The 22,163-nt window shown below is 68.4% G+C and carries 22 protein-coding genes; 16 read left to right on the top strand and 6 right to left on the bottom strand.

From position 1 onward, the window contains the following. Positions 1-62 precede the first annotated feature (62 nt). The 5 genes from K8P10_RS06600 (at position 63) to K8P10_RS06620 (ending at position 4,020) form a co-directional block, all read left to right on the top strand. Positions 63-752 (top strand): DsbA family oxidoreductase, encoded by a 690-nt coding sequence (locus K8P10_RS06600; RefSeq protein ID WP_224781003.1) that lies wholly within the window; start codon positions 63-65, stop codon positions 750-752. A gap of 28 nt (positions 753-780) precedes the next feature. Beyond that, on the top strand, positions 781-975 hold the full coding sequence (locus tag K8P10_RS06605) for a hypothetical protein (protein ID WP_224781004.1): 195 nt from the start codon (positions 781-783) through the stop codon (positions 973-975). A 152-nt stretch (positions 976-1,127) separates the two neighbouring features. Beyond that, entirely contained in the window at positions 1,128-2,633 is a 1,506-nt protein-coding gene (locus tag K8P10_RS06610; RefSeq protein ID WP_224781005.1) for a ferric reductase-like transmembrane domain-containing protein, read from the top strand. Next, positions 2,630-3,175: an FMN-binding protein gene (locus K8P10_RS06615; protein WP_224781006.1), complete on the top strand. Its 546-nt coding sequence runs from the start codon at positions 2,630-2,632 to the stop codon at positions 3,173-3,175. The genes K8P10_RS06610 and K8P10_RS06615 overlap by 4 nt, the downstream gene beginning before the upstream one ends. After that, positions 3,172-4,020 (top strand): FAD:protein FMN transferase, encoded by an 849-nt coding sequence (locus tag K8P10_RS06620; RefSeq protein ID WP_224781007.1) that lies wholly within the window; start codon positions 3,172-3,174, stop codon positions 4,018-4,020. The genes K8P10_RS06615 and K8P10_RS06620 overlap by 4 nt, the downstream gene beginning before the upstream one ends. Positions 4,021-4,077: 57 nt before the next feature. On the opposite strand, the gene K8P10_RS06625 is transcribed toward K8P10_RS06620, so the two are convergent. Genes K8P10_RS06625 through K8P10_RS06635 form a run of 3 tightly spaced genes read right to left on the bottom strand, consistent with a single transcriptional unit; the run spans position 4,078 to position 6,544 of the window. After that, positions 4,078-5,112, bottom strand: coding sequence for a sensor histidine kinase KdpD (locus K8P10_RS06625; protein WP_224781008.1), 1,035 nt, complete (start codon positions 5,110-5,112; stop codon positions 4,078-4,080). Next, positions 5,109-5,780: a response regulator transcription factor gene (locus K8P10_RS06630; protein WP_224781009.1), complete on the bottom strand. Its 672-nt coding sequence runs from the start codon at positions 5,778-5,780 to the stop codon at positions 5,109-5,111. Before K8P10_RS06630 ends, K8P10_RS06625 begins: the two co-directional genes overlap by 4 nt. 23 nt (positions 5,781-5,803) lie before the next feature. Continuing rightward, positions 5,804-6,544, bottom strand: coding sequence for a VIT family protein (locus K8P10_RS06635; RefSeq protein WP_224781010.1), 741 nt, complete (start codon positions 6,542-6,544; stop codon positions 5,804-5,806). 132 nt (positions 6,545-6,676) lie between these two features. Between K8P10_RS06635 and K8P10_RS06640 the strand changes: the two genes are divergently transcribed. Continuing rightward, positions 6,677-7,714, top strand: coding sequence for an ATP-binding cassette domain-containing protein (locus K8P10_RS06640; RefSeq protein ID WP_224781011.1), 1,038 nt, complete (start codon positions 6,677-6,679; stop codon positions 7,712-7,714). Further along, positions 7,711-8,535 carry an ABC transporter permease gene (locus K8P10_RS06645; RefSeq protein WP_224781012.1) on the top strand — a complete coding sequence of 275 codons (825 nt, stop codon included), beginning with the start codon at positions 7,711-7,713 and terminating at the stop codon, positions 8,533-8,535. The genes K8P10_RS06640 and K8P10_RS06645 overlap by 4 nt, the downstream gene beginning before the upstream one ends. 16 nt (positions 8,536-8,551) lie before the next feature. Here K8P10_RS06645 and K8P10_RS06650 read toward each other — a convergent pair whose 3' ends face one another. After that, on the bottom strand, positions 8,552-11,800 hold the full coding sequence (locus tag K8P10_RS06650; RefSeq protein ID WP_224781013.1) for a BTAD domain-containing putative transcriptional regulator: 3,249 nt from the start codon (positions 11,798-11,800) through the stop codon (positions 8,552-8,554). Between the two features lie 180 nt (positions 11,801-11,980). On the opposite strand from K8P10_RS06650, the gene K8P10_RS06655 reads away from it, so the two are divergent. After that, entirely contained in the window at positions 11,981-13,768 is a 1,788-nt protein-coding gene (locus tag K8P10_RS06655; RefSeq protein WP_224781014.1) for an alkaline phosphatase, read from the top strand. Positions 13,769-13,828: 60 nt separating this feature from the next. On the opposite strand, the gene K8P10_RS06660 is transcribed toward K8P10_RS06655, so the two are convergent. Both K8P10_RS06660 and K8P10_RS06665 read right to left on the bottom strand, forming a co-directional pair. Further along, positions 13,829-14,542: a hypothetical protein gene (locus K8P10_RS06660; protein WP_224781015.1), complete on the bottom strand. Its 714-nt coding sequence runs from the start codon at positions 14,540-14,542 to the stop codon at positions 13,829-13,831. 89 nt (positions 14,543-14,631) lie between these two features. Then, complete coding sequence (locus K8P10_RS06665; RefSeq protein WP_224781016.1) at positions 14,632-15,384, bottom strand: FadR/GntR family transcriptional regulator; 753 nt, start codon at positions 15,382-15,384, stop codon at positions 14,632-14,634. Positions 15,385-15,585: 201 nt separating this feature from the next. Between K8P10_RS06665 and K8P10_RS06670 the strand changes: the two genes are divergently transcribed. The 8 genes from K8P10_RS06670 to K8P10_RS06705 all read left to right on the top strand — a co-directional run bounded on the left by K8P10_RS06670 (position 15,586) and on the right by K8P10_RS06705 (position 22,134). Then, the gene (locus K8P10_RS06670; RefSeq protein ID WP_224781017.1) at positions 15,586-16,674 is read left to right on the top strand and encodes an ABC transporter ATP-binding protein; all 1,089 of its coding nucleotides are present in this window, start codon (positions 15,586-15,588) and stop codon (positions 16,672-16,674) included. A 61-nt stretch (positions 16,675-16,735) separates the two neighbouring features. Continuing rightward, positions 16,736-17,917 carry an extracellular solute-binding protein gene (locus tag K8P10_RS06675; RefSeq protein ID WP_224781018.1) on the top strand — a complete coding sequence of 394 codons (1,182 nt, stop codon included), beginning with the start codon at positions 16,736-16,738 and terminating at the stop codon, positions 17,915-17,917. Between the two features lie 91 nt (positions 17,918-18,008). Then, entirely contained in the window at positions 18,009-18,893 is an 885-nt protein-coding gene (locus K8P10_RS06680) for an ABC transporter permease (protein WP_224781019.1), read from the top strand. An 8-nt stretch (positions 18,894-18,901) separates the two neighbouring features. Then, positions 18,902-19,711, top strand: coding sequence for an ABC transporter permease (locus K8P10_RS06685; protein ID WP_224781020.1), 810 nt, complete (start codon positions 18,902-18,904; stop codon positions 19,709-19,711). Positions 19,712-19,771: 60 nt separating this feature from the next. Further along, positions 19,772-20,212: a hypothetical protein gene (locus K8P10_RS06690; RefSeq protein ID WP_224781021.1), complete on the top strand. Its 441-nt coding sequence runs from the start codon at positions 19,772-19,774 to the stop codon at positions 20,210-20,212. 61 nt (positions 20,213-20,273) lie between these two features. Then, positions 20,274-21,449, top strand: a complete 1,176-nt coding sequence (locus K8P10_RS06695) for an ATP/GTP-binding protein (RefSeq protein ID WP_224781022.1) — start codon at positions 20,274-20,276, stop codon at positions 21,447-21,449. After that, entirely contained in the window at positions 21,446-21,787 is a 342-nt protein-coding gene (locus K8P10_RS06700; RefSeq protein ID WP_224781023.1) for a hypothetical protein, read from the top strand. Before K8P10_RS06695 ends, K8P10_RS06700 begins: the two co-directional genes overlap by 4 nt. 14 nt (positions 21,788-21,801) lie before the next feature. Then, positions 21,802-22,134, top strand: coding sequence for a VOC family protein (locus tag K8P10_RS06705; RefSeq protein WP_224781024.1), 333 nt, complete (start codon positions 21,802-21,804; stop codon positions 22,132-22,134). The last annotated feature ends 29 nt before the right edge of the window (positions 22,135-22,163 follow it).

A 22,163-nucleotide genomic window follows, 5' to 3' on the forward strand; every position in this document is an offset into this window, starting at 1 on the left:
GGGCGCCGCGAGCCAGTCATGACACCGGGAATACCGCACGCCCCACGCCGGTTGCACCGTTCGTGACTGACACCATTCGAGTAGACATCTGGTCCGACATCGCCTGCCCCTGGTGCTACATCGGCAAGCGGCGCTTCGACGCCGGCACCGCACTCTTCGCCCAGCAGCACCCCGACGTGACCCTCGAAGTCGAGAGCCACAGCTACGAACTCTCACCGGACACCCCAGAAGACTTCGCTGGCGACGAGATCGACTTCCTCGTCAAGCACAAGGGCATGCCCCGCGCCGACGTCGAATCCATGCTCGGCCAGATGACCGAACTCGCAGCATCCGAGGGACTCGAGTACCACTTCGACCGACTGCAGCACGTCAACACGCGCCGCGCACACCGCCTCCTCCACCTCGCCAAGGACCGCGGCCTTCAGCCCGAAATGTCCGAGCGCCTCTTCGCCGCCTACTTCACGGAGGGCGCCAACCTTGCCGACGCCGACGTGCTGGCGGCGCTCGCCGCAGACGCGGGCCTCGATGCCGACGATGCCCGCGCTGCACTCACCGACGAGGAGTACGGCGACGCCGTCGACCGCGACATCACGCGCGCTCGCATGCTCGGCGTGACGGGTGTACCGTTCTTCCTGTTCGACCAGCAGTACTCGATTCCCGGTGCGCAGACGGCGGAGATCTTCGCCGACGCCCTGGGGCGGGTGCTCCAGTTGCGCGAGCAGGCGACCCGCGAAGAAGCCACCGCCGAGTAGCACCCACCCAGCATCGAGAGGATTCACCATGACCGAACAGCAGAAGACTTCAGAGCCCGCAGTCACCGACGCAGCGCAGGTGCAGTCAGAACAGCCGGAGCAGCCAGAGCAGGGCTTCATGAGCGCCGCGGGCTTCGCAGATGCCGAGTCGCGTGAGATTCTGAACCTGCTCGGCCAGGGGGAGAGCGGAGCATCCTGCTGCGGCGGGTCCTGCTGCGCGTGAGGTAACGCACACCTCACCGATCGAGCTCAGCGTCGGTGAGGCCGGCGACGTTCCGGGGCGCGTACCTGTGCTTCAGTTGTGTGTTCGCTGGTAAGTCGGCGAGACGGGGGTTTCTGAGTCGCGTCTGAGACGGCATTCTCCACGATGAGGGCATGTCAGCGATTCACACCCTCAACTCACCGTCTGCCCCGCGGTCCGCGCATGACGATCGGAAGTCTCGTCACTACCGCAGGGCCCCGGCACCGCCCGAGTTCGCGGTTCCAGGTCACCCGCGCGCGTGGCGTGCTGCTGCGACTGTCGTCGTCTGGCTGAGCTCCCTCGCAATTACTGCGCTCTGGGTCGCGGGCGGCGGCGTGACCGACCTCCTGGCGTTCTCTGCGGAGAGCCTCGTCAGTCTCTCTCGTATCACCGGGCTCATCTCCGCGAACCTGCTCCTCCTGCAGGTGATCCTCATGGCGAGGATCCCGGTCTTCGAACGCGGCTTTGGCCGGGCCGCGATCACCCGCGCACATCGGACCACCGGCATGTGGTCGTTCGCCCTGCTGACCGTGCACCTCCTGCTCATCGTGATCGCGTATGCGCTGCAGGACGGCGTGAGCTTCTGGGCTGAGGCGTGGAGTGTGGTCACCGGTGTTCCCGGCGTACTCGCGGCGACGATCGGTGTCGCGGCCATGATCCTCGTCATGTCGTCGTCGGCCGCTCCCGTGCGCCGCCGGCTGCGCTACGAATCGTGGCACCTGCTCCACCTCTACGCCTACTTCGGAGTCGCCCTCGCGATTCCCCACATGCTGCTCTCGGGAGGCGATTTCGTCGCGAACCCGATCGCGTCAACCTACTGGTGGCTGCTCTGGACCGCGGCGTTCGCGAGCGTCGTCGTGTTCCGAGTCGGGATGCCGCTCGGGCGATCTCTGCGCCATGGGATCCGAGTCGTCGAGGTCACTGAGGACGGACCTCGCGCAGTGACGGTGCGGATGCGCGGTCGCGACCTGCACCGTCTGCGTGCGCGTGCCGGCCAGCACTTCGTCTGGCGCTTCCAAGACGGCGCGGGGTGGAGCGCCGGACACCCGTTCTCGCTGTCTGCGGCCCCCACCCGAGACCACCTGCAGATCTCGGCCCGGGTGGTCGGCGATGGCAGCGCGCGCCTGCGCGAACTCAGACCGGGCACGCGGGTGCTGATCGAGGGCCCCTTCGGGCACATGACTGGTGCGCTGCGCTCGCAGCCGCGCCTCCTGATGATCGGCGCGGGCGCAGGCGTCGCACCGCTGATCGCCCTGCTCGAGGCTGAGCCGTTCGCGCCCGGTGACGCGATTCTCGTCACTCGTGATCGAGCACCGAGTGAACGCATGCTTGACGCCTCGATTGAGCGGCTGGTGCAGGCGGGCGGACTGGTCCACATCGCGCTCGACGGCCCGCGTGAACGCGCTGGATCACCCTGGTTGCCGGCCGCCGCGGGACCCGACGGCGTTGAGCTGCTGCGGCGGCTCGTCGGGCCTGGCGCGGCGCCAGGCCCGGACCCGTTCACCGACGTGGACGTGTATCTGTGCGGACCCGCCGCGTGGATGTCTGCGGTGCAAGACGACCTCACGCGTGCGCGGGTGCGACCTGACCGCATCCATATCGAAACCTTCGCCACCCATCGAACAGGAGCAGCATCATGAATAAGATCACGACCACCGTCATGGCCACTCTGAGTGGACTCGTACTCGTCGGCAGCTATCTCTTCTCGCTGCAGCAGGCCTCGGACACCACTGCAGCGTCTCCGTCTCAGGCTTCGAGTCCCACGGTCCCGTCAGCGACGACACCGGATGTACCGGCCTCGTCTGGCCCCGGTTCGACGGCGGCGAGCCCGGCCCCGGCCGCAGGATCGGGACTCACCGATGGCACGTACACGGGAGACGCCGCGTCGACCCGCTACGGAGACGTACAGGTCGCGATCACGGTGGCTGACGGCCGGATCACAGATGTCCAGGTGCCCCAGTTCCCGACGGGTGGAGGGCGCGAGCAGAGCGTGAACGCCCGTGCTCTCCCGCAACTGGTGCAGGAGACGATCCAGGCGCAGTCCGCGAACATCGACATGGTTTCGGGTGCGACATACACCATGAGCGGCTATCGCGAATCTCTGCAGAGCGCTATCGATCAGGCGGACGCCGCAAGCACGGCATCGTCTGCGGCCACGGCACCGGGAGCGGGTCAGTCATGAGTGCGCTGACAGCAGCTGAGACGCGACGGTGGGTGCGCGTGGAGCACATCATGGGAACCGCCGTGAGCGTACACGTCGTCCTCGCCACCCTCGGGGGTGGACGGCGTGCCGACACCACCGAGGCGGCGTCTGCACGTGCCGCGAATGCCGCTTTCGCCGACCTGCGTGGCATCGAGCGCATCTTCTCGCCATACCTGCCCGAGTCCGAGGTCTCGCGAATTCGCGACGGCCGGCTCGACATCGAGGCGGCCGATCCGCGCGTTGCCGAGGTAGCGCGCCTATGCGACAGCGCCGAGAGACTGACGGGAGGTCGATTCTCGGCGTACTGGCGTGGCGGCTTCGATCCGACCGGCTACGTCAAAGGGTGGGCGGTCGAATCGGCGTTCAACGTGTATCTGCGACCGCTGCTGGAGCTCGATGGCGTGACCGCGGTGGGCATGAACGCCGGGGGTGACCTGCAGGTCGACACCGCCGCTGACGCAGACTGGGAATGGGAGGTCGGAATTGCGCACCCACGAGACCGTGACAGGCTCGGGGCGCGCCTGGCGCTCCGGGCGGGCGCTGTCGCGACGTCCGGTCCCGCAGAGCGAGGCGAGCACATCATGGACCCCGTGACCGGACGGCCGGCAGTGGGCGTGCTGAGCGCCAGCATTGTGAGCCCGCATCTCGCAGACGCGGATGTTTGGGCAACCGCTGCGGTGGTAGCGGGCATCGAAGAACTCGACTGGGTCGCGACGGCGCCGATGACCAGCGGGGTGATGTTCGGAGACGATGGTCGGGTTCGACGATGGTCGGGAGGCGTGGAGGTCGCATCAGCGCAGCCGCTGCTGAACATGGTGCGTTGACGCGCCCGCAGCAGTGTGTGCCGAGGCTTGGTCAGGGCCGATCAGTAGCCGATCAGATCACTCAGCCGAGTCGCGATGGGTGCTGCTCCGGGGCAGAGTGACCAGAAATGTCGTGCCCGACGGAGAGGTGTGCTCGACGGTGAGGCTCCCGCCCGCGCCGTGAGCGAGATCTCGTGCGAGGGCGAGTCCGAGGCCGAAGCCGGTTCGCCGTTCGGCCCCTGCACCGCGCGCGAATCGTTCGAAGAGACGCTCGGTCTGCTTCGGGTCGATGCCGCTGCCGGCGTCCGAGACGCGGAGCTCGACGGTATCGGATTCGTCATGGGAATCGACCACGACTGCGGCACCCTGCGGGCTATGCGCGATGGCATTGTCGATCAGCACGATCCAGAGTCGCGTGCACGCCACGATGCCGAGCGGGACGCGTGTGTCGCCCGGCGACGGCGCCTGAGGGGAGACGGTCAGGTGCACTCCGCGGGCATCTGCGAGTGGACCGAGCCGGTCGACGGCCGCGTGCGCGGCGGCGACGGGGGAGCACTCGCCTGAAGCGTCATGGCGGCCCGACTCCGCCGACGCCGCGAGCAGCAGGTCCGTGAGCGTGTCGCTCATCGCATCGGCGTCGCGTCGCAGCTTCGCGACGACTTCGGCGGTGGGTTCGCCCCGTGCGAGTCGCCGCTCCAAGATCTGGACCCGGCTCACGAGCGCCGTAAGGGGAGTGCGGAGCTCGTGGCTCGCATCGGCCACGAAGGTGCGCTGGAGTTGCAACGCCTGGACCAGTGGTCGGACGGAGCGGCGGGCCGAGAGCCAGGCGATGAGCGCGAGCGCGGCCACGGCGAACAAGGCGAATCCGATGAGCCACGGCACCACGTCGTCGATGTCGACGACAACGCGGTCGGCATCGATCCCTGGGGGGCCGGCGGGCCGCTCGCGGCGAGACTCTCCCATGAGGCCCACGATGAGGACCGCGATGCCGACGGACACGATGAGCGCGGAGGATCCGCCGACCAGCACGCCGACCCGACGCGCGGCGCGTCGCACGCGCGCGTCATCCCCGAACTCGGCGGAGGCGGGAGCAACGGGGTGTCGGCGCTTCATTCCGGCACCCCCAATCGGTACCCGCGCCCGCGCACGGTCTCGATGACGTGCGCCCCGACCTTCCGGCGGAGATAGTGCACGTAGGTCTCGACCGCGGTGGCGCCGACCTCGGAGTCGGTCGAGTGGAACACCGCGGCGAGTAGTTCATCGCGACTGAAGATGTGCTCGGGGCTGTCGGCGAGGACCGACAGCAGGGCCGTCTCCGTTTCGGTCAGCGAGACGCGGTCTCCGGAGGGTGCGTACATCGCCTGCGATCCGGCCACGAAGGTCCAGTCGCCGATCGCGCGGCGCTCCGCTTCGGCGGCGAATGATCGGCGCAGCGCGCGCAGGCGCGCGAGGAGTTCGGCGAAGTCGAACGGTTTGACGAGGTAGTCGTTCGCACCTGCATCCAGGCCGTCCACCCGGTCGTCCACTGCGCCGAGCGCGGTGAGGAGGAGGATCGGCGTGGTGATCCGGGCGGTCCTGATCGCTCGGACGAGGCTCACTCCGTCCATGCCTGGCAACCTTCGGTCAAGCACCATGGCGCTGTAATGGTGCTGCAGCGCGCGATCGAGAGCGCGGCGGCCGTCGGTCTCGTGATCGACGGTGTAGTTCTCGGCGAGTACTTCGAGGGTCATCTCCGAGATATCGGGATCATCCTCGACGTAGAGGAGCGTTGGCCGTTCCATGTTCCCACCGTACGCCCTCGCGCTCAGGCGACCGCCACCCCGAACAGCAGGCCGATCACGTAGGTCGCGGCCATCGTTGCGGAACCCATCAGTACGTTCCGCAGGATCGCCCGAACGATCGGTGCCTGGCCGAGGGCGGCGCTGATCCAACCGGTCAGCAGGAGCCCGAGGATCACGGCGATGGCGGTGATCGCGACTGGATTGCCGACCGGGAGGAGCACCATGCCGAGCGGAATCAGAGCACCCACGACGAACGCGAGGAACGAAGACAGTGCCGCGTGCCACGGATTCGTGAGCTCATCGGGGTCGACCCCGAGCTCGATCTCTGCGTGCGCCGCCAGGGCACCGTGCGCCGTGAGCTCTTCAGCGACTTGACGCGCGAGCTCTGCGGAGAGGCCCCGTGCCCGGTAGAACCCGGTGAGTTCGTCGAGTTCGGCTTCGGGTTGCTCGGCGAGTTCGCGGATCTCCTTCGCGAGCATCGCACGCTCGGTGTCGCGCTGGGTGCTCACCGAGACGTATTCGCCGCCGGCCATCGAGAACGCGCCGGCGACGAGCGCAGCCACGCCCGCGGTCGCGACGGCGACGGTGTTGCCCGGTGCGGCGGCAGCGACACCGACGACGACACCGGCCGTCGAGACGATTCCGTCGTTGGCCCCGAGCACCCCAGCGCGGAGCCAGTTCAGGCGCTGCCCGAGCTTACCGGCGGAGTGCGCCTCGCCGGGGTGCTGGGTGAGGGCATCGATCTCGGATTGCTCATCGCTCATACCGTCATGATGACCGGTGCGCTATCGGGGGACAAGCCCTGGATAAGGTGCCGCGAGCATGTCGACAGCCCATGACAGTGCGCGACAGCGGCACGGCAGTGCGACGGCAGCGGCGCCGGGCACGCTGGTCGCATGACATCACAGAACGAATGGGCCGTCGAGGCCGAGGGGCTCGTGAAGGTGTTCGGCGACAACCGGGCGGTCGACGGCGTCGACCTCCAGGTGCGCGCTGGCTCCGTCTACGGCGTCCTCGGCCCGAACGGCGCAGGCAAAACCACCACCATCAGCATGCTCGCGACGCTGCTCCGCCCCGACGGCGGCAGCGGGCGCGTGTTCGGGCACGACGTCGTCCGTGAACCGCAGATCGTGCGGCAGCTCATCGGCGTCACTGGCCAGTACGCCTCGGTCGACGAGACGCTCTCGGCGATGGAGAACCTCATCATCTTCGCGCGCCTGCTCGGGCTGTCCCGTGCAGAGGCGAGAGCGAAGGCCGTGGATCTGCTCGAGCGCTTCGGCCTCGCCGATGCCGCGAAGCGCCCACTGAAACGATTCTCGGGCGGCATGCGTCGCCGGCTCGACCTCGCGGCATCACTCATCGCGCAGCCCCCGCTCATCTTCCTCGACGAACCCACCACGGGTCTCGACCCCCGCACGCGCGGGCAGATGTGGGACACGATCCGCGAACTGGTGGCCACGGGTTCGACGGTGCTGCTGACGACGCAGTACCTCGACGAGGCCGATCAGCTCGCTGATCGCATCGCGGTGATCGACCACGGTCGTGTCGTCGCCGAGGGGACGGGCGACGAACTCAAGGCGTCGGTCGGCACCTCGTCGCTGCAGCTGCGCATCGCGCCGCGGGCCGGGGGCACCGTCGACGAGACGGACACCGCCGAGGTGCTGCGCGCCGTCGAGCGCGTCCTGGGCGTGCGCGGCACCGACTCGCCCGAGGGATCCCGCGTCACCGCGCCGATGACCGATCCGGACCGTGTCGCCGATCTGCTCATCGATCTTCGCGGCGCCGGTATCCGCCTCGCGGAGATGAGCGTGCAGAAACCCACACTCGACGAGGTCTTCCTCACCATCACCGGCCACGGAGCTGACGCTGGAGGAGACGACACTGATCAGGACTCGATCTCCGAGCCCGCAATGCAGAAGGAGGTGCGCGCATGAGCGTCACCGCACTGACCCGCATTCGCCCCGCAGCGGACCGTGACCTGCAGAACCGCACGAGCATCGCGCAGACGGTCGCGAACACGTTCACGATGGCCTATCGCGGACTCGTGAAGATCCGGCGCACACCCGAGCAGCTCATCGACGTCACGATTCAGCCGATCATTTTCACGCTCATGTTCGCGTACATCTTCGGTGGTGCGATCGCCGGCGATGTGCAAGAGTATCTCCCGCACCTCATCCCCGGCATTCTCGTGCAGACTGTCATCACCGGGTCCGTCGTCACCGGCACGCAGTTGCGTGAGGACATGGACAAGGGGGTGTTCGATCGCTTCCGCTCGTTGCCGATCGCGCGGATCGCACCGCTCTCGGGGGCTCTGCTCGCCGACACGGTGCGGTACGCGATCGCGACGGCGATGACGTTCTTCGTCGGGTTCCTGATGGGGTGGCGCCCCGAGGGCGGGGCAGGCTCCGTGCTCGCGGCAGCGTTCCTCGTCATCGCCTGCTCCTGGGCGATCAGCTGGATCTTCGCCTTCTTCGGCGTCGTCGCGCGTACGGCGTCGAGCGTACAGGGCATCTCGATGCTCGTGCTCTTCCCGCTGACGTTCCTCTCGAACGCGTTCGTGCCGGCCGACACGCTGCCGAGCTGGCTGCAGTGGTTCGCGAACGTGAATCCGGTGTCGCACCTCGTCACGGCCGTCCGCGATCTGACGAACCAGGGGATCGTGAGCGGCGACCTGTGGGCGTCGCTCCTCGGTGCGGTGGTGGTCGTGGCCGTCTTCGCACCGCTCACCGTCCGCGCCTACATGCGGAAGGCCTGACGCAGGACGCGTTCGATCAGGATCGTGACCCGAGCACCTCGAGTGCTCGGGTCACGCGCGCGTCGGAGGGCACGGTCGCGGCGGCGGCGCGGGCTGACGCGAGTGCCGCATCGCCGACGATCCGCGCGGCCCGATCCCGGTGATCCGCGAGCCGGAGGCTCGGCTGGTCCTGACGGGCGCCGAGCACCTCGGCGAGCGCGAGCGCCTCGAGTCCGCGCTCACGGTGCTCGGGGATGGCGAGTGCCCAGGCAGACCAACCGGTGAGCACGCACCCGAGCACGGGGAGGTCGGCGAAGTCGCGCTGCACCCGGTAGAAGGCGAGCGTCCTGGTGCGCATGCGCGCCGCCCACGGAGCGACATCGTCGCTCGGGAGCGACCCGTCGAGCGAGGCCGCGGCGACGAGGGCGGCGACGCTGATGAGGCTCCAGGGCGTTGCTCGCTGGTGCAGTGCCTCGAGGTCGGCGACGCCGCGCTCGAACGCGCGGATGGCACCCGCCGGGTCGCCCTCGGCCCGTCGGATCTCGGCGATCCCGTTCCACCCGATGGCTGCAGTCTCGTGGTGCTCGGGTGCAGGCCCGTCCCGGGTGAGGTCGGCGAACAGCGAGCGCACTTCATCGGCACGCCCGAGCGAGATGAGCGCCATGCCGCGCAGCCAGCCGCGTTCGCGCAGGTCTTCCTCCGCCCCGAACGCTTCGAGCTGCTCCGTCGCGCGGTCCATCCAGACGAGCGCTTCCTCGGGTCTGGCCGACTGGCTCGCCAGCTGAGCCGCCGAACTCGCAGCGGTGGCGGCAAGCCAGAGTTCGCCCTCGGCGAGCGCGAGGTGCCAGGCGCCGACGGCTCCGGCGAAGGCATCGTCGGGGTGGCCGTCGTTCTCGGCGAGCTGTCCGGACGCGAGCTCGCCGACGAGCCTGGCCACCGGAGCCGGATCCGTGAGGAGCTGCGCCGCCGCGGGGCGCAGTCGGTCGGGTACGGGCCCCGCCTCGACGAGGTCGATGGCGGCGCGCCAGAACGGGTGCAGTGACGCCGCGGTCTGCCGCCGGATCATGCGCGCGCGTGCTGCGCACCGCAGCGAACCGGGGTGCTGCTGAAAGACGAGTGCGACGGAGCAGATGACGAGCGCGATGACGAGCGCACCGCGGTGAACGTCGCTCGGGTGGACGTGCGCGACAACGTCGATCACTTCCTCGGCGATGCCCGCGAGCTCGGTGTGCGCACCGCGGACGACCCATCCCTGCGCGAGCGCGGCGAAGATGAGCACGACGTCGGCACGGTCGTCCACGGCGACGGCGTTGCGCAGCGCGGCGAGCAGGTTCTCCTGCTCGGTCCGCATGTCGCGGAACATCGCGGGACCGACGGAGCCCGGGGGTCCGAACAGGCGAGGGGAGCGAGCGAGCACGTACCGTCGGGCCCACGCGCGCAGACCGCTCCACGCGACCGCTTCCGCGCCGTCGCGGCGCAGCCGAGCGATGCCGAACTCCCTGACGGTCTCGAGCATGCGGAACCGCAGACCGCCGGTGCTCGGTTCGTCGCGCACGATGAGCAGCGACTGCGAGACCAACTGGTCGAGCAGATCTTCGGGAGCATCGACGCCGAGCACGCCCGCGGCGGTGTCGAGGGAGAATCCGCCTGGCAGGATCGCGAGCGCCGCCATCGCCGAGCGTGCGGAGTCGTCCAGCAGCTCCCAGCTCCAGTCGATGACGGCCTCGAGTGTGCGATGCCGGTCGGGTGCCGCACGATCCCCCTGGGTGAGCAGCGCGAACCGGTCGGCGAGGCGCGCCTCGATCTGCTCAGGCGTGAGCGTGCGCACCCGCGCGGCCGCGAGTTCGATCGCCAGCGGGAGTCCATCGAGGCGCACGCATAGCCGTGAGACGGTGTCCGGGTCCAGCTGCGCCGTCGGCCGCACGGCCAGCGCTCGCTCCCAGAACAGCTCTACCGCCGAACCGTGTGCCGCCGGAGTGTCCTCCGCCCCCGTCTTCGCTGCGGCGTGCGGAGCCTCGATGTGCAGCGGTTCCAGCGGGTAGACGGTCTCGCCCGCGAGTGCGAGCGGCGTGCGGCTCGTGGTGAGCACCGTCAGCCGGGGGAGCAGTGCGAGCGCCTCCGCGACCCAGGCGGCGACGCCGTCGATGACCTGTTCGCAGTTGTCGAGGATCAGGAGCGCCGCCCCGTCGCCGAGTGCCGTGCGCACGCGATCGCGCAGGTCGGGTGCAGGTCGCTGCTCGGAGAGTCGACTGATCGCGGCCTCGCTGACTCCGAGCGATGCGGCGATGGCGGGCAGCACATCGGCGTCGGCGCGCACGCCCGCGAGCGGCACGAACACCACGGTCGGTGCCGTCGCCTCGTGCGCGACCGCCTGCGAGAGGCGGGTCTTCCCGAGCCCTCCGGTGCCGAGGATCGTCACCAGTCGGCGTGTGTGCAGCAGCTCGCCCACGTCGACGACGTCTGAGTCTCTGCCGATGAGGTCACCGAGACCGGTCGTGAGTCCGATGCGGACCTGCGTCGTCGCCGTCGGCTCCTGCTCCCGGAGCAACCGCGCGTGGAGGTCGAGGATCGCCGAGCCAGGAGAGACCCCGAGCGCATCGCGGAGCCGTTCACGGAAGTCCGCGAACACGGAGAGTGCGCCGGGGAGATCCCCGATAGCGGCGAGGGACTCCATCAGCGATCGGTGGAGACCTTCGTCTTCCGGGTGCGACGCAACGAGGTCATGCAGGAGGTCGCGTGCTTCGCGGTGGCGCCCGCACCGCACCGCGGCGGTCGCGCGCAGGCGCAGCAGGCGATCGCGCAGCCGCGCGGACTCCTCAGCGAGGTGGCCCGCGACGGGAGCGGCGCCGAGATCGCTGCCCGGTGCCCCGGCCCACAGCGACAGCGCTGTGTCGATGTGCTCGAGCAGGTCTTCAGAGGCACTGTTCGCCGAGACCCGGCCGCCGAGCGCGGCCTCGGCGGCGTCGACGCTGGCCCGCGCAAGCTCGAGGTCGCTGCGGTACGCGCCGCCTCCGGCGTCACGGAGTCGGTAGCCCCCCGCCTCGGTGCCGATCACGTCGCCGACGGCGCCGCGCGTTCGCGAGACGAGGCTCTGCAGTGCGGCTCGCGGGTGCGCCGGAGGTGCGTCGCCCCACAGGTCATCAGTGAGTGCCGACACGGGCCGGGGTGCGTGCGCATCGGCCAGCGCGAGCGCGGCGACGAGGGCGCGTGCCCGCGCACCACCGGGATCCGCGCCGTCGACGCTGACGGGGCCGAGCACCTTGACGCGCGGCTCCTCGGACAGCATGCGTCGAGTGTATCCGAGGCCGCTTGAGCGTCGGAGACCCGGGTGTTCGCCGGCCGTTCACCCGCCGGACTGGTTGCGCCACCCCCGCGTCATCTGCACTCATTACGCTCCTGAACCGTGCCGGCGGGGAGTCCGCCGCGCGCTCTGAACACCGGACACCTGAGAGGGAACACCTTGCAGTTGAAGCAACACGCAGTACCGCTCCTCGCCGGCGGTTTCGCCGTCGCGCTCGCGGTCGGCGGCACCGCCGTCGTAGGCAATGCCTTCGCCGCGCCCGCGGCAGCCGCCGAAGCGGAGACCTCGCCGAAGAACGTCATTGTGCTCATCGGCGACGGGATGGGGTACAACCACGTCGACTTCTTGAACGCCGAGACGACGGGGGAGACCCACTGGCAGGTGCAGCGCGGCGGTGACGGGAAAGTGATCCCGTCGGGTCAGAACACCGCACCGTCCGAAGGTTGGCAGTCGTGGAACCACCTCGGCATGTCCACGAACTGGCACGACGGCCCGGCGTACGACCCCGCGAAGTCGTGGAGCGATTTCGAGTGGAACAAGGACAACCCGACCGACTCCGCCGCGGCCGGCACCGCGATGGCGACCGGGGTGAAAACCTACAACGCGGGCATCGGCGTCGATGTGGACGGGGCCGAGGTCGAGAATCTCTCGGAGCGTGCGCAGCAGCTCGGCAAGAGCGCGGGTGTCGTCTCATCGGTGCCGTACTCGCACGCGACGCCGGCCGCCTATTCGAGCCACGACGAGAGCCGCAACAACTACCACGGCATCGCGAACCAGCAGATCACGGGCGACCTGGAGGTCGTGATCGGTGCGGGCCACCCGTTCTACGACGACAACCACCAGCCGACGACACAGGGCGACTTCTCGTACATCTCGCAGGAGGACTGGAATGCCGTCTCGGCGGGGGAGACCGACCGTGCGTTCCTCGAAACACGGGCCGACTTCGAGGCGCTGACCACGGGTGAGACGCCCGAGAAGATCTTCGGTGTGCCGCAGGTGGCTTCGACCCTGCAGCAGGCCCGTGACGCGGACGCGCCGCTCAACGACGTGCCGAACCTGGCGACGCTCGCACAGGGCGCGATCAACACGCTCGACGCCAATGAGAACGGGTTCTTCCTGATGGTCGAGGGCGGAGCGATCGACTGGACGGGGCACGCGAACGAGAGCGACCGGAACCTCGAGGAGGTGGCGGACTTCGACACCGCCGTCGATTCGGTGGTCGACTGGGTCGAGACGAACTCCAGTTGGGACGAGACGCTCGTCGTCGTCACGGCGGATCACGAGACCGGCTACCTGTACGGGGAGCAGGAGGGCGACTTCAGCTCGATCATCCCGGCCGCCCCCGACGCGGAGGAGGGGACGCTCCCCACGCACACCTGGAACAGCGACAACCACACGAATCAGCTCGTTCCGTTCTTCTCGAAGGGTGCAGGGGCGGATCAGATCGCGGCACTGGGCACGGGGCGCGACCTCGTCCGCGGCCACTACCTCGACAACACCTCGATGGCGGCGTGGCTGCTGGAGGGCCCGTGGGCGCAGCGCGAAGAACCGGAACCCCCGGCCGCAGACGCCGACGCGGACGCCGGTGCTGCCGCGGACGCGGACGCCGGTGCAGGTGCAGACGCGGGTGGCGGCGCAGACGCGGGTGCAGCAGCTGATGCAGATGCTGACGTTGACGGCGCGGCTGGCACCGGTGCCGACGGGTCGGCGGGCGCGGGTGCGAATTCCGGTGCCGGTGCTGACGGAGGCGCCGAGACCGGTGCGTCCGGGGGTGAGACCCCCGCGGTGCAGAACGGCGGGCAGGTCGAGACGAGCGCCAAGGGCGGCAATCTCGCCAGTACCGGAGCCGAGTCGCTCGCCCTGCCGATCGGGATCGCAGCCGGCGCTCTCGTGCTGGCCGGGGGTGTGCTCCTGATGCTCAGGGCGCGACGCGGGTCATCGTCCGCGGAGTGACCGATGGGCGCGGCCCCGGGTTCCCGCCCTGCGAGGGGGTCCCGGGGCCGCGTTCGGCGATCAGGCGACGTTCACCCGTGCCCGTGCGATCACGGCGAACGGGTACCGGTCGGACGCGGCTCGGAGCTCCGAGGCCACGGGTTCCGAAAATCGATCCCCGGTCTCGATGTCGGGCGCGGTCGAGACGGCGACGCGACCGCTGGTGTTGACGAGCACCGCATCCGGAATGCTCGCGAGTGACGGCATGACGATGCACTCGAGCTCCGAGACGAGCACGTCGGCGCAGATCACCCCGCTGAACACGCCGCTCAGTTCGACGGGGAGGGAGGACGTGACGGTGATCTCGTTGGAGCAGAGGTAGTCCACGAAGGGGCCGGCGACGTGCGGGTCTCCGGTCGACTGCGGCACGCGGAACCACTCGAGTCGCCCGAGGTCGATCGCTGCCTGACCCGGGCCGAACGTCGAGGATGCGAGGAGCGCGCGATCCGGTCCCTGCCACCAGGCGAGCGGGTTTCCGGAGGCGACGACGTGCTCGGCTGCGCAGTAGCCCACTCCGTAGAGCGGGAGCCGCGCGTCGTCGAGGATGCGATCGGCGTCGGATTCAATGAGGGTGGCGAGCTGCCCACCGGTCAGCGGTCCGCTCGCGGTGGCCTGCTCGACCTGGGCGGCGAGGCGCGGACGCCACTCCTCGAGCGGAGCGAACACGCCGTCGAAGAACTCGTCGATGACTGCGATGACGCTGTCGAGCGCTGCTGCCGTCGTCCCGGTCGTCATGTCCACTCTCCCTCTCGCCGCACGGTGCACCGTCGCTGGTGGTGCGGTCTGACGCATACAGTGTGCCACGAAGCCGACGCGGGCGGGGGTCAGAGTTGTGCGCGGAAGTCGACGAGCCAGCGGACCGAAGCCCTGATCGTTTCGCGCACGACGCTACGCGCCACCTCGATATCGCCAGCCTGTGTCGCCTGGATCTGGTGCACGAGCGCGTCGTGGGTCGCATGCCTCGCAGCGTCGTCGTGATCCTGCAGCGCGAGGAGGGGAGTGAACTCGGTCTGCAGGCGGACGTGCTCCGTCGTGAGGCGCACCGACTGGCTCAGCGAGGCCAGTTCGAGCTGGACGTCGGTGATGCGGCGACGCCACAGCTCCGGGGTGAGCTCCCTGGCCTCGACGAGGATCTGCTGCACGACGGCGAGCTCCTCGTGCGTCGCCCGGCGGCAGGCGTATTCGGCGCATGCCGCCGAGATGACCTCGTAGTGGAGGCCGAGATCGGCCAGCGCGACGCGGGGCATCGATTTCAGCGTCTGCGCGTTCACGCTCTCGATGGCGCCCTGGCTCGGACGCACGAAACTGCCCCCGCTGCGGCCCCGCCTGGTCTCGATGAGCCCGCGGTGCCTCAGCGCACCGAGTGCCTCGCGCACCGTGACGACGGCAACGCCGAGCAGCTGGGCGAGCTCGTTCTCGCTCGGCAGGCGCTCGCCCTCCATGAACGCGCCCGCTGAGATCGCCTGGACGAGACGCGTCTCGACGAGAGCGGTGCGACCCTCGTCGCCGATCGGGGCGAACGCGGCGCTCCTGAGCCTGCTGGAGGGGCTGGAGTGCGGCAGCGCAGGCGATGACATAGGCCGCTCCGTTCCCGAAAACTCTTCAGATGAGTCTGCCATGAGCTGCATGAGTGTCGTCTGCGTAGGTTCGAACTCAGGGTGTGCGTCGTGATCGAAACGTGATGTGGAGACGAAGAAAAGTCGCTTCGAACTCTAAAACATCTAATTTCCGATGTTAAAGTGATTCGCATCGACACCGAAGTTGAGGAGAGACTGAACATGACGCACACGACCAGTGCAGCCCCGGCTGAGTCCGAAACCGCGGTCTCGCTGCGAGACGTCACCAAGAGCTTCGGCGACCTCACCGCGGTCGACGGCCTGAACATCGATATCCGCAGGGGAGAGTTCTTCTCGATGCTCGGGCCATCGGGTTCGGGCAAGACGACCGTGCTGCGCATGATCGCCGGTTTCGAGGAGGTCACCTCTGGCAGCATCCTGCTCCACGGCACCGATGTGACGCGGGCGGCACCGTTCGATCGCGAGGTCAACACGGTCTTCCAGGACTACGCGCTCTTCCCGCACCTGACCATCGCCGAGAACGTCGCCTATGGCCTTCGCGTCCGCAAGGTCGCGAAGGAGACGCGGACGCGCCTCGTCGGCGAGGCGCTCGAGCAAGTGCAGCTCGGGCACCTGGCCGAGCGACGGCCCTCGCAGCTCTCGGGCGGCCAGAGGCAGCGGATCGCTCTCGCCCGCGCCCTGATCCTGCGCCCGAAGGTCCTGCTGCTCGACGAACCTCTCGGCGCCCTCGACAAGCAGCTGCGAGAGCAGATGCAGATCGAGCTCAAGCAGATCCAGCGCGAGGTCGGCATCACGTTCGTCTTCGTCACTCACGACCAGGAGGAGGCGCTCACGCTCTCCGACCGCGTCGCTGTTTTCAACGGCGGGAAGATCGAGCAGGTCGCGAGTCCGCGTGAGGTCTACGAGTTCCCGCAGACCGAGTTTGTCGCGAGGTTCCTCGGAGTGACGAATCTCCTCTCCGCCCCCGTCTCCCGCGATCTGCTCGGCAGCGAGCTCGCGCACAGCGTCAGGCCCGAGCGTCTGCAGCTGTCTGCACCAGCGCCGAGCACCGACCCGGACGTGGTGTCGCTGCGCGGCGTCGTCGTCGAAACCGTGTACGCCGGAGCGCACACCCGCTACCTCATCGAGACCGAGAGCGGACTGCGCCTGATGGCCGAGCGTCAGAACGCGCACGCACCGCGCGTCGACGCCGGGATCGCGCGGAATGACGCCGTGAGCGTGGAGTTCCGTCGGGATCACGCGACCGCGGTCCCCGGTACGGAGGAGGTGCGAGCGGCAGCAGTGGCTTGACGTCAGTTCCCCGAAAACCCCGCGGCACGCCGCCGCACCCCCACGAAGGAGTGAAGGACCCATGAACAAGAAACTTGCCGCACCCGCGGCGATGATGGCCGCACTCGGCCTCGCACTCGTCGGCTGTTCCGGCGGAGGCGGGGGCGGTGACGAGGCCGCAGGCGAACTGCAGATCGATGTGCCCGAAGTGCCGATGGTCGAGGAGCTCGGCGATACCGAGAACGAACTGAACATCGTGGCCTGGTCTGGCTTCGTCGAGCCCGCGTGGACCGACCAGTTCACCGAGGACACCGGTTGCACCGTCAACCGCAAGGTCGCGGCGACGAGTGACGAGATGGTGCAGCTCATGCGGACGGGGGAGTACGACCTCGTCTCGGCGTCGGGCGACGCCAGCCTGCGGCTCATCGTCGACGGCAACGTTCAGCCGATCAACACCGAGCTCATCCCGAACTTCGGCGACGACATCGTCGAGGGGATGAAGGGTCAGCTGTACGACACCCTGAACGGCAACGTGTACGGCATTCCGATCGGCCGAGGCGCGAACATCCTGCAGTACAACTCCGACGTCGTGACCGAGGAACCCGACAGCTGGAGCGTCGTCTGGGAGGAAGACAGCCCCTACGCCGGCAAGATCGCCGCCTACGACAGCCCCATCTACATCGCGGACGCCGCGATCTACCTCATGGAGACGCAGCCGGATCTCGGGATCGAGAACCCCTACGCCCTCGACGAGGAGCAGTTGGCGGCGGCGGTCGACCTCCTCAAGCAGCAGAACGCGATGGTGTCGGAGTACTGGAACCCCTCGACGAACGTCACGTCGTTCACCGGCGGCACCTCCGATGTGGGCACCTCGTGGGAGGTCCTGCGCAAGGCCGCGGAGGACGACAAGTTCAAGGGCGTGCTGCCGAAGGAGGGCTCGACGGGCTGGTCGGACGCGTGGATGCTCGGCACCGATTCCGAGCACCCGAACTGCGCCTACGCCTGGATGGACTACACCAGCTCGCCCGAGGTGAACGGCCAGATCGCGATGAACTTCGGCATGGGCCCGGCGAACGCCGCGTTCTGCGAGCTCAACGACGAGGCGCGTCAGCACTGCGAGGACTACAACGCCACCGATGAGGAGTACTACTCGCAGGTCTGGTTCTGGACGACCCCGATCGACCAGTGCCTCGACGGCCGCACGGACGTGACGTGCACCAACTATCAGGACTGGACGGCCGCCTGGCCCACGGTCAAGGGATGACCCCGCCCCGGGGCGCCCCATCGGCGCCCCGGGTACTCCCTTCCGGTCGTTCTGCGGCCGCTCCGAACCGCACGATGCATTGAGGATCACCATGAGTGCTCAGTCCCCGTTCACGACGCGCCAGAAACCGATCTCGACCGCGCTCTACCGGCACCCGCGCGGGCGTCTCGCGTCGCTCCTCGCCCTGCCGATGACGTGGCTGGTCGGCGTCTATCTGCTGTCACTCGCCCTGCTGCTCATCACGGCGTTCTGGGAGACTGACCCGTTCACGTCCCGGGTGAAGCCGGGATTCACGCTCGAGAACTTCGCGAGTATCGTGACGGTCCCGGCGTACTTCTCGACCTCGATCCGGACGCTCGGCATCGCGCTCGCGGTGACCGCGATCTGTGCGGCGTTCGCCATTCCGCTCGCGGTCTTCATGGCGAAAGTCGCGAGCCCCCGCTACCGGGCGCTGCTCGCGATCGGGGTGACGCTGCCGCTGTGGGCCGGTTACCTCGTGAAGATCATCGGCATGCGGCTCGTCTGGACCGACAACGGCTTCTTCAACTGGGCGCTCTCGGCGTTCGGCATCTCCGGGCCGGCTTTCGGCGTACTGACGGTGATCCTCACACTGGTGTACCTCTGGTTCCCGTACATGGCGATCCCCGTCTACTCGGCGATCGCGCAGATCCCGGCGAACCTCTTCGACGCCTCCGCAGACCTCGGGGCCGGGGGTTTCCGCACCATCCGCACCGTCGTCGCACCGCTGCTCATTCCCGCCGTCTTCGCCGGATCCATCTTCACGTTCTCGCTGAGCTTCGGCGACTACATCGCCGCGATGTACGTCGGCGGATCCACCCAGATGATCGGCAGCATCATCGCCTCGAACATCAACCTCAACCCGCCGCTCGCGGCCGCGTTCTCGGTCGTGCCGATCGTGATGGTGCTGCTGTACCTCGCCGCCGTCCGCCGCACCGGCGCACTGAACAGCCTGTAGGAGACGTCATGCTTCGCTTGAACCGTACGACGAAGATCGTGCTCGGGGCCGTCGCCCTCGTGGTCTTCGGATTCATGTACATCCCGCTGTTCGTGATCGTCATGAACTCGTTCAACTCTGGGCGGGTGGCGGGGTGGCCGATTCCCGGCTTCTCGCTGGAGTGGTGGGAGAAGGCCCTCGGCAATCCGGCGGTCCACGCCGCGCTGCTGAACTCGGTGATCGTCGCCTCCGTCGCGACGGTGTTCGCGCTGCTGCTCGGCACGCTCGCCGCGTTCGCCCTTCAGCGCTTCCGGTTCTTCGGGCAGCACACCGTGAACCTGCTGCTCGTGCTCCCGATCACGCTCCCCGGCATCGTCACCGGCGTCGCGCTCTCGAACACGTTCCACTCGGTGCTCAAGCCGATGGGCATCAACGTCGGGTACTGGGGCATGATCATCGCCCACGCGACCTTCTGCATCGTCATGGTCTTCAACAACGTCATCGCGCGGCTGCGACGCATGAACCCGAACTTCGAAGAGGCCTCGATGGACCTCGGGGCGAGCATCGGGCAGACGTTCCGCATGATCACGTTCCCGCAGTTCCGCAGCTCGTTCATCGCCGGTGCGCTGCTGGCCTTCGCACTGAGTTTCGACGAGATCGTGGTGACGATCTTCACCGCTCCGCCTGGCGTCGAGACGCTACCACTGTGGATCATGAACCAGATGGCGAGACCGAACGAGGTGAACCAGGTGAACGTCGTCGCGACCGTGATGATCCTGCTCTCCCTGATTCCGGTGTACGTCTCCCAGCGCGTGCAGCGCGCATCCGACGCGACGTAGGGTCGTCACCGTGATGCGAACGGCGATGCCCCCGGGCGAGGTCACTGGCACACTGGAACGATGACCGATCAGCAGCCCCCGCCGCAGCAGGTGCCAGGCGCGGCGCCGTGGCAGGCCGCACCGCGGCCCCGCGGTTCGGTCTGGTTCGCCTGGAGTATCGCGGTCCTCTCGTGGGCGGTGCTCGCGATCGGCGGTGGCGCGGTCACCGTCATGTACCTCGGCCTCGGCGTCGTCATGACGAACACGATCGACGGCGTCTTCGGTTCCGAACCGGAGTATGCGTTCAACTGGATCCTGCTGTGGACCGCGCTCATCGGCCAGCTGCTCGGTGTGCTCGCGTCGGTACTGGTCTCCGTCATGGCGCTCAGGGACCGCAAGCGCGGGCTCCGTCTGGCGACCGCCGCCACGGTGATGGGATTCGTGGCACTCGCCGTCTTCCTGCTCATCGGCCTCTTCCAGTTGCCGCTGGTGAGCATCCTCTTCGACGTGCTCGCCCTGTGACGGGCGCGCACCGCTGGGTCAAGGCGCCGTGAGGGTCAGGTGCGCTCGGTAGGTTAGACGTATGGCACGCAGCAGAACGCTCGAACAGCACATCGCCGTGTTCGGCGAGAGCGGCAGCGGCAAGACCGTGCTGCTCTCGTCGTTCTTCGGCGCCACGCAGGAGCCGCAGTACGTGCGGGAGAGCCTGTACCACGTCGTCGCCGACCAGCAGAGCCAGGGCACCGCGCTCATGCGCAACTATCTCGGCATGCGAGACGCTGGCCAGGCGCCGATGGCGACGCGGTTCACCTCGACGTCGTACCCGTTCACGCTCCGACTCAAGGACGCGGGCACCCGCCGTTCGAAGGAGCGCCCGTTCGACGCCCTGCGACTCGTGTGGCACGACTACCCGGGCGAGTGGTTCGAGCAGGACGCGTCGGGGCCGGAGGAGGCCGCGCGCCGAGTCGATACGTTCCGTTCGCTGCTCGGCTCCGACGTGGCGCTGCTCCTCGTCGACGGGCAGCGCCTGATCGACAATGCAGGGCAGGAGGAACGGTACCTGCGCTCCCTCTTCACGAACTTCCGGAACGGGCTGCTCTCGATGAAGAACGAGCTGCTGGTGAAGGGGAAGCCGCTCGTCCGGTTCCCGCGCATCTGGATTCTTGCGCTCTCCAAGGCCGATCTGATGCCTCAGACCGACGTGTACGCGTTCCGCGATCTGGTGCTCGGCAAGGCGGGGGAGGACGTGATCGAGTTGCGGAACGTCATCGCCGGCCTCATCGAGGGCAAGGATGCCCTCTCGGTCGGTGAGGATTTCATGCTCCTCTCCTCGGCGAAGTTCGATCCGGATCGCATCGAGGTGCACCGCCGCATCGGCGTCGAGCTCATCCTGCCGATCGCGTCGACGCTGCCGCTCGAACGGCACGTGCGGTGGGCGCAGATGCAGCAGTCGTCAGGCCGTGTCGCGGAGAATCTGGTGCGCAGCGCCGGTGGACTCGGAGACGTGGTCGGCGCGATCACCGGTGTTCTCAGCAAGGTTCCGCTGCCCGGCCGGCTCGGCATGGCGAAGCGTCTCGCCGTCTCGGTGATCTCGGGGAAGGCGATCAAGCGCCTGGCCGATCTCAGCGGGGACAAGCTCGCGCAGATCAACGCGCAGGCGCTCGCGAAACGGGACTACCTCACTGCCGTGCTCACGAGCTTCCGGATGGGGCTGGACCGCGGCGAGGCCGAACGCGTCCTCCTGAGGAGCCGGCGATGAGCGCGGACGAGTTCATCTGGGCGACGCGGGGCAGAACGTGGGGCTTCCGGTTCCTCCGCGACGGGGGTGTGCCCGATCCGCTGCCCGTCTACGAGCAGGTCTTCGGCGGCGTCGGCGGCGATCCTGAACTGTGTCGCGCAGTGGGGGATCGCGTCGCCGTGCGATTCCCCGACCCCGAGGGCCGCACCGATCGCGCGGGCCGCGTGATCCCGCACGAGTTCGTGGTGTTCGCGCCGCTCGCCGAGCGCATCACCTCGGTCGAGACTGCACGGGAGGTCCTCTGGCCGCTTGTCGTGGACGAGTATGCGCGGGTGTGGGAGACTGCCGGCACACGCTGACGAAGGAGTCGGACATGATCGATCACGTGCTCGCACAGTGCACCGTCACCGACCTGGAGCGCGCCGAGCGCTGGTACCGCGACCTCTTCGAGCGCGCCCCCGATGCGCGTCCGATGGCAGGTCTGCTCGAGTGGCATCTCGGCGAGGGGTTCGGCTTGCAGGTGTGGTCGGAGCCGGATCGAGCCGGGAAGTCCGCAGTTGTTCTCGGCGAGTCCGATCTTGACGGCGCGGCAGCGCGTCTGACCGAGGCGGGCTTCGCCCACGAGGGACCGCAACCTGGAGGTGGTGCGCGCATCCTGCAGCTCACCGATCCCGACGGTAACCGGGTCGTGCTGTTCGGTCCGTGACCACGGCCCGCGAGCAGTTGCTCGAGCGC

The organism is Leucobacter sp. Psy1 (genome assembly GCF_020096995.1).
Taxonomy (GTDB): Bacteria; Actinomycetota; Actinomycetes; order Actinomycetales; family Microbacteriaceae; genus Leucobacter.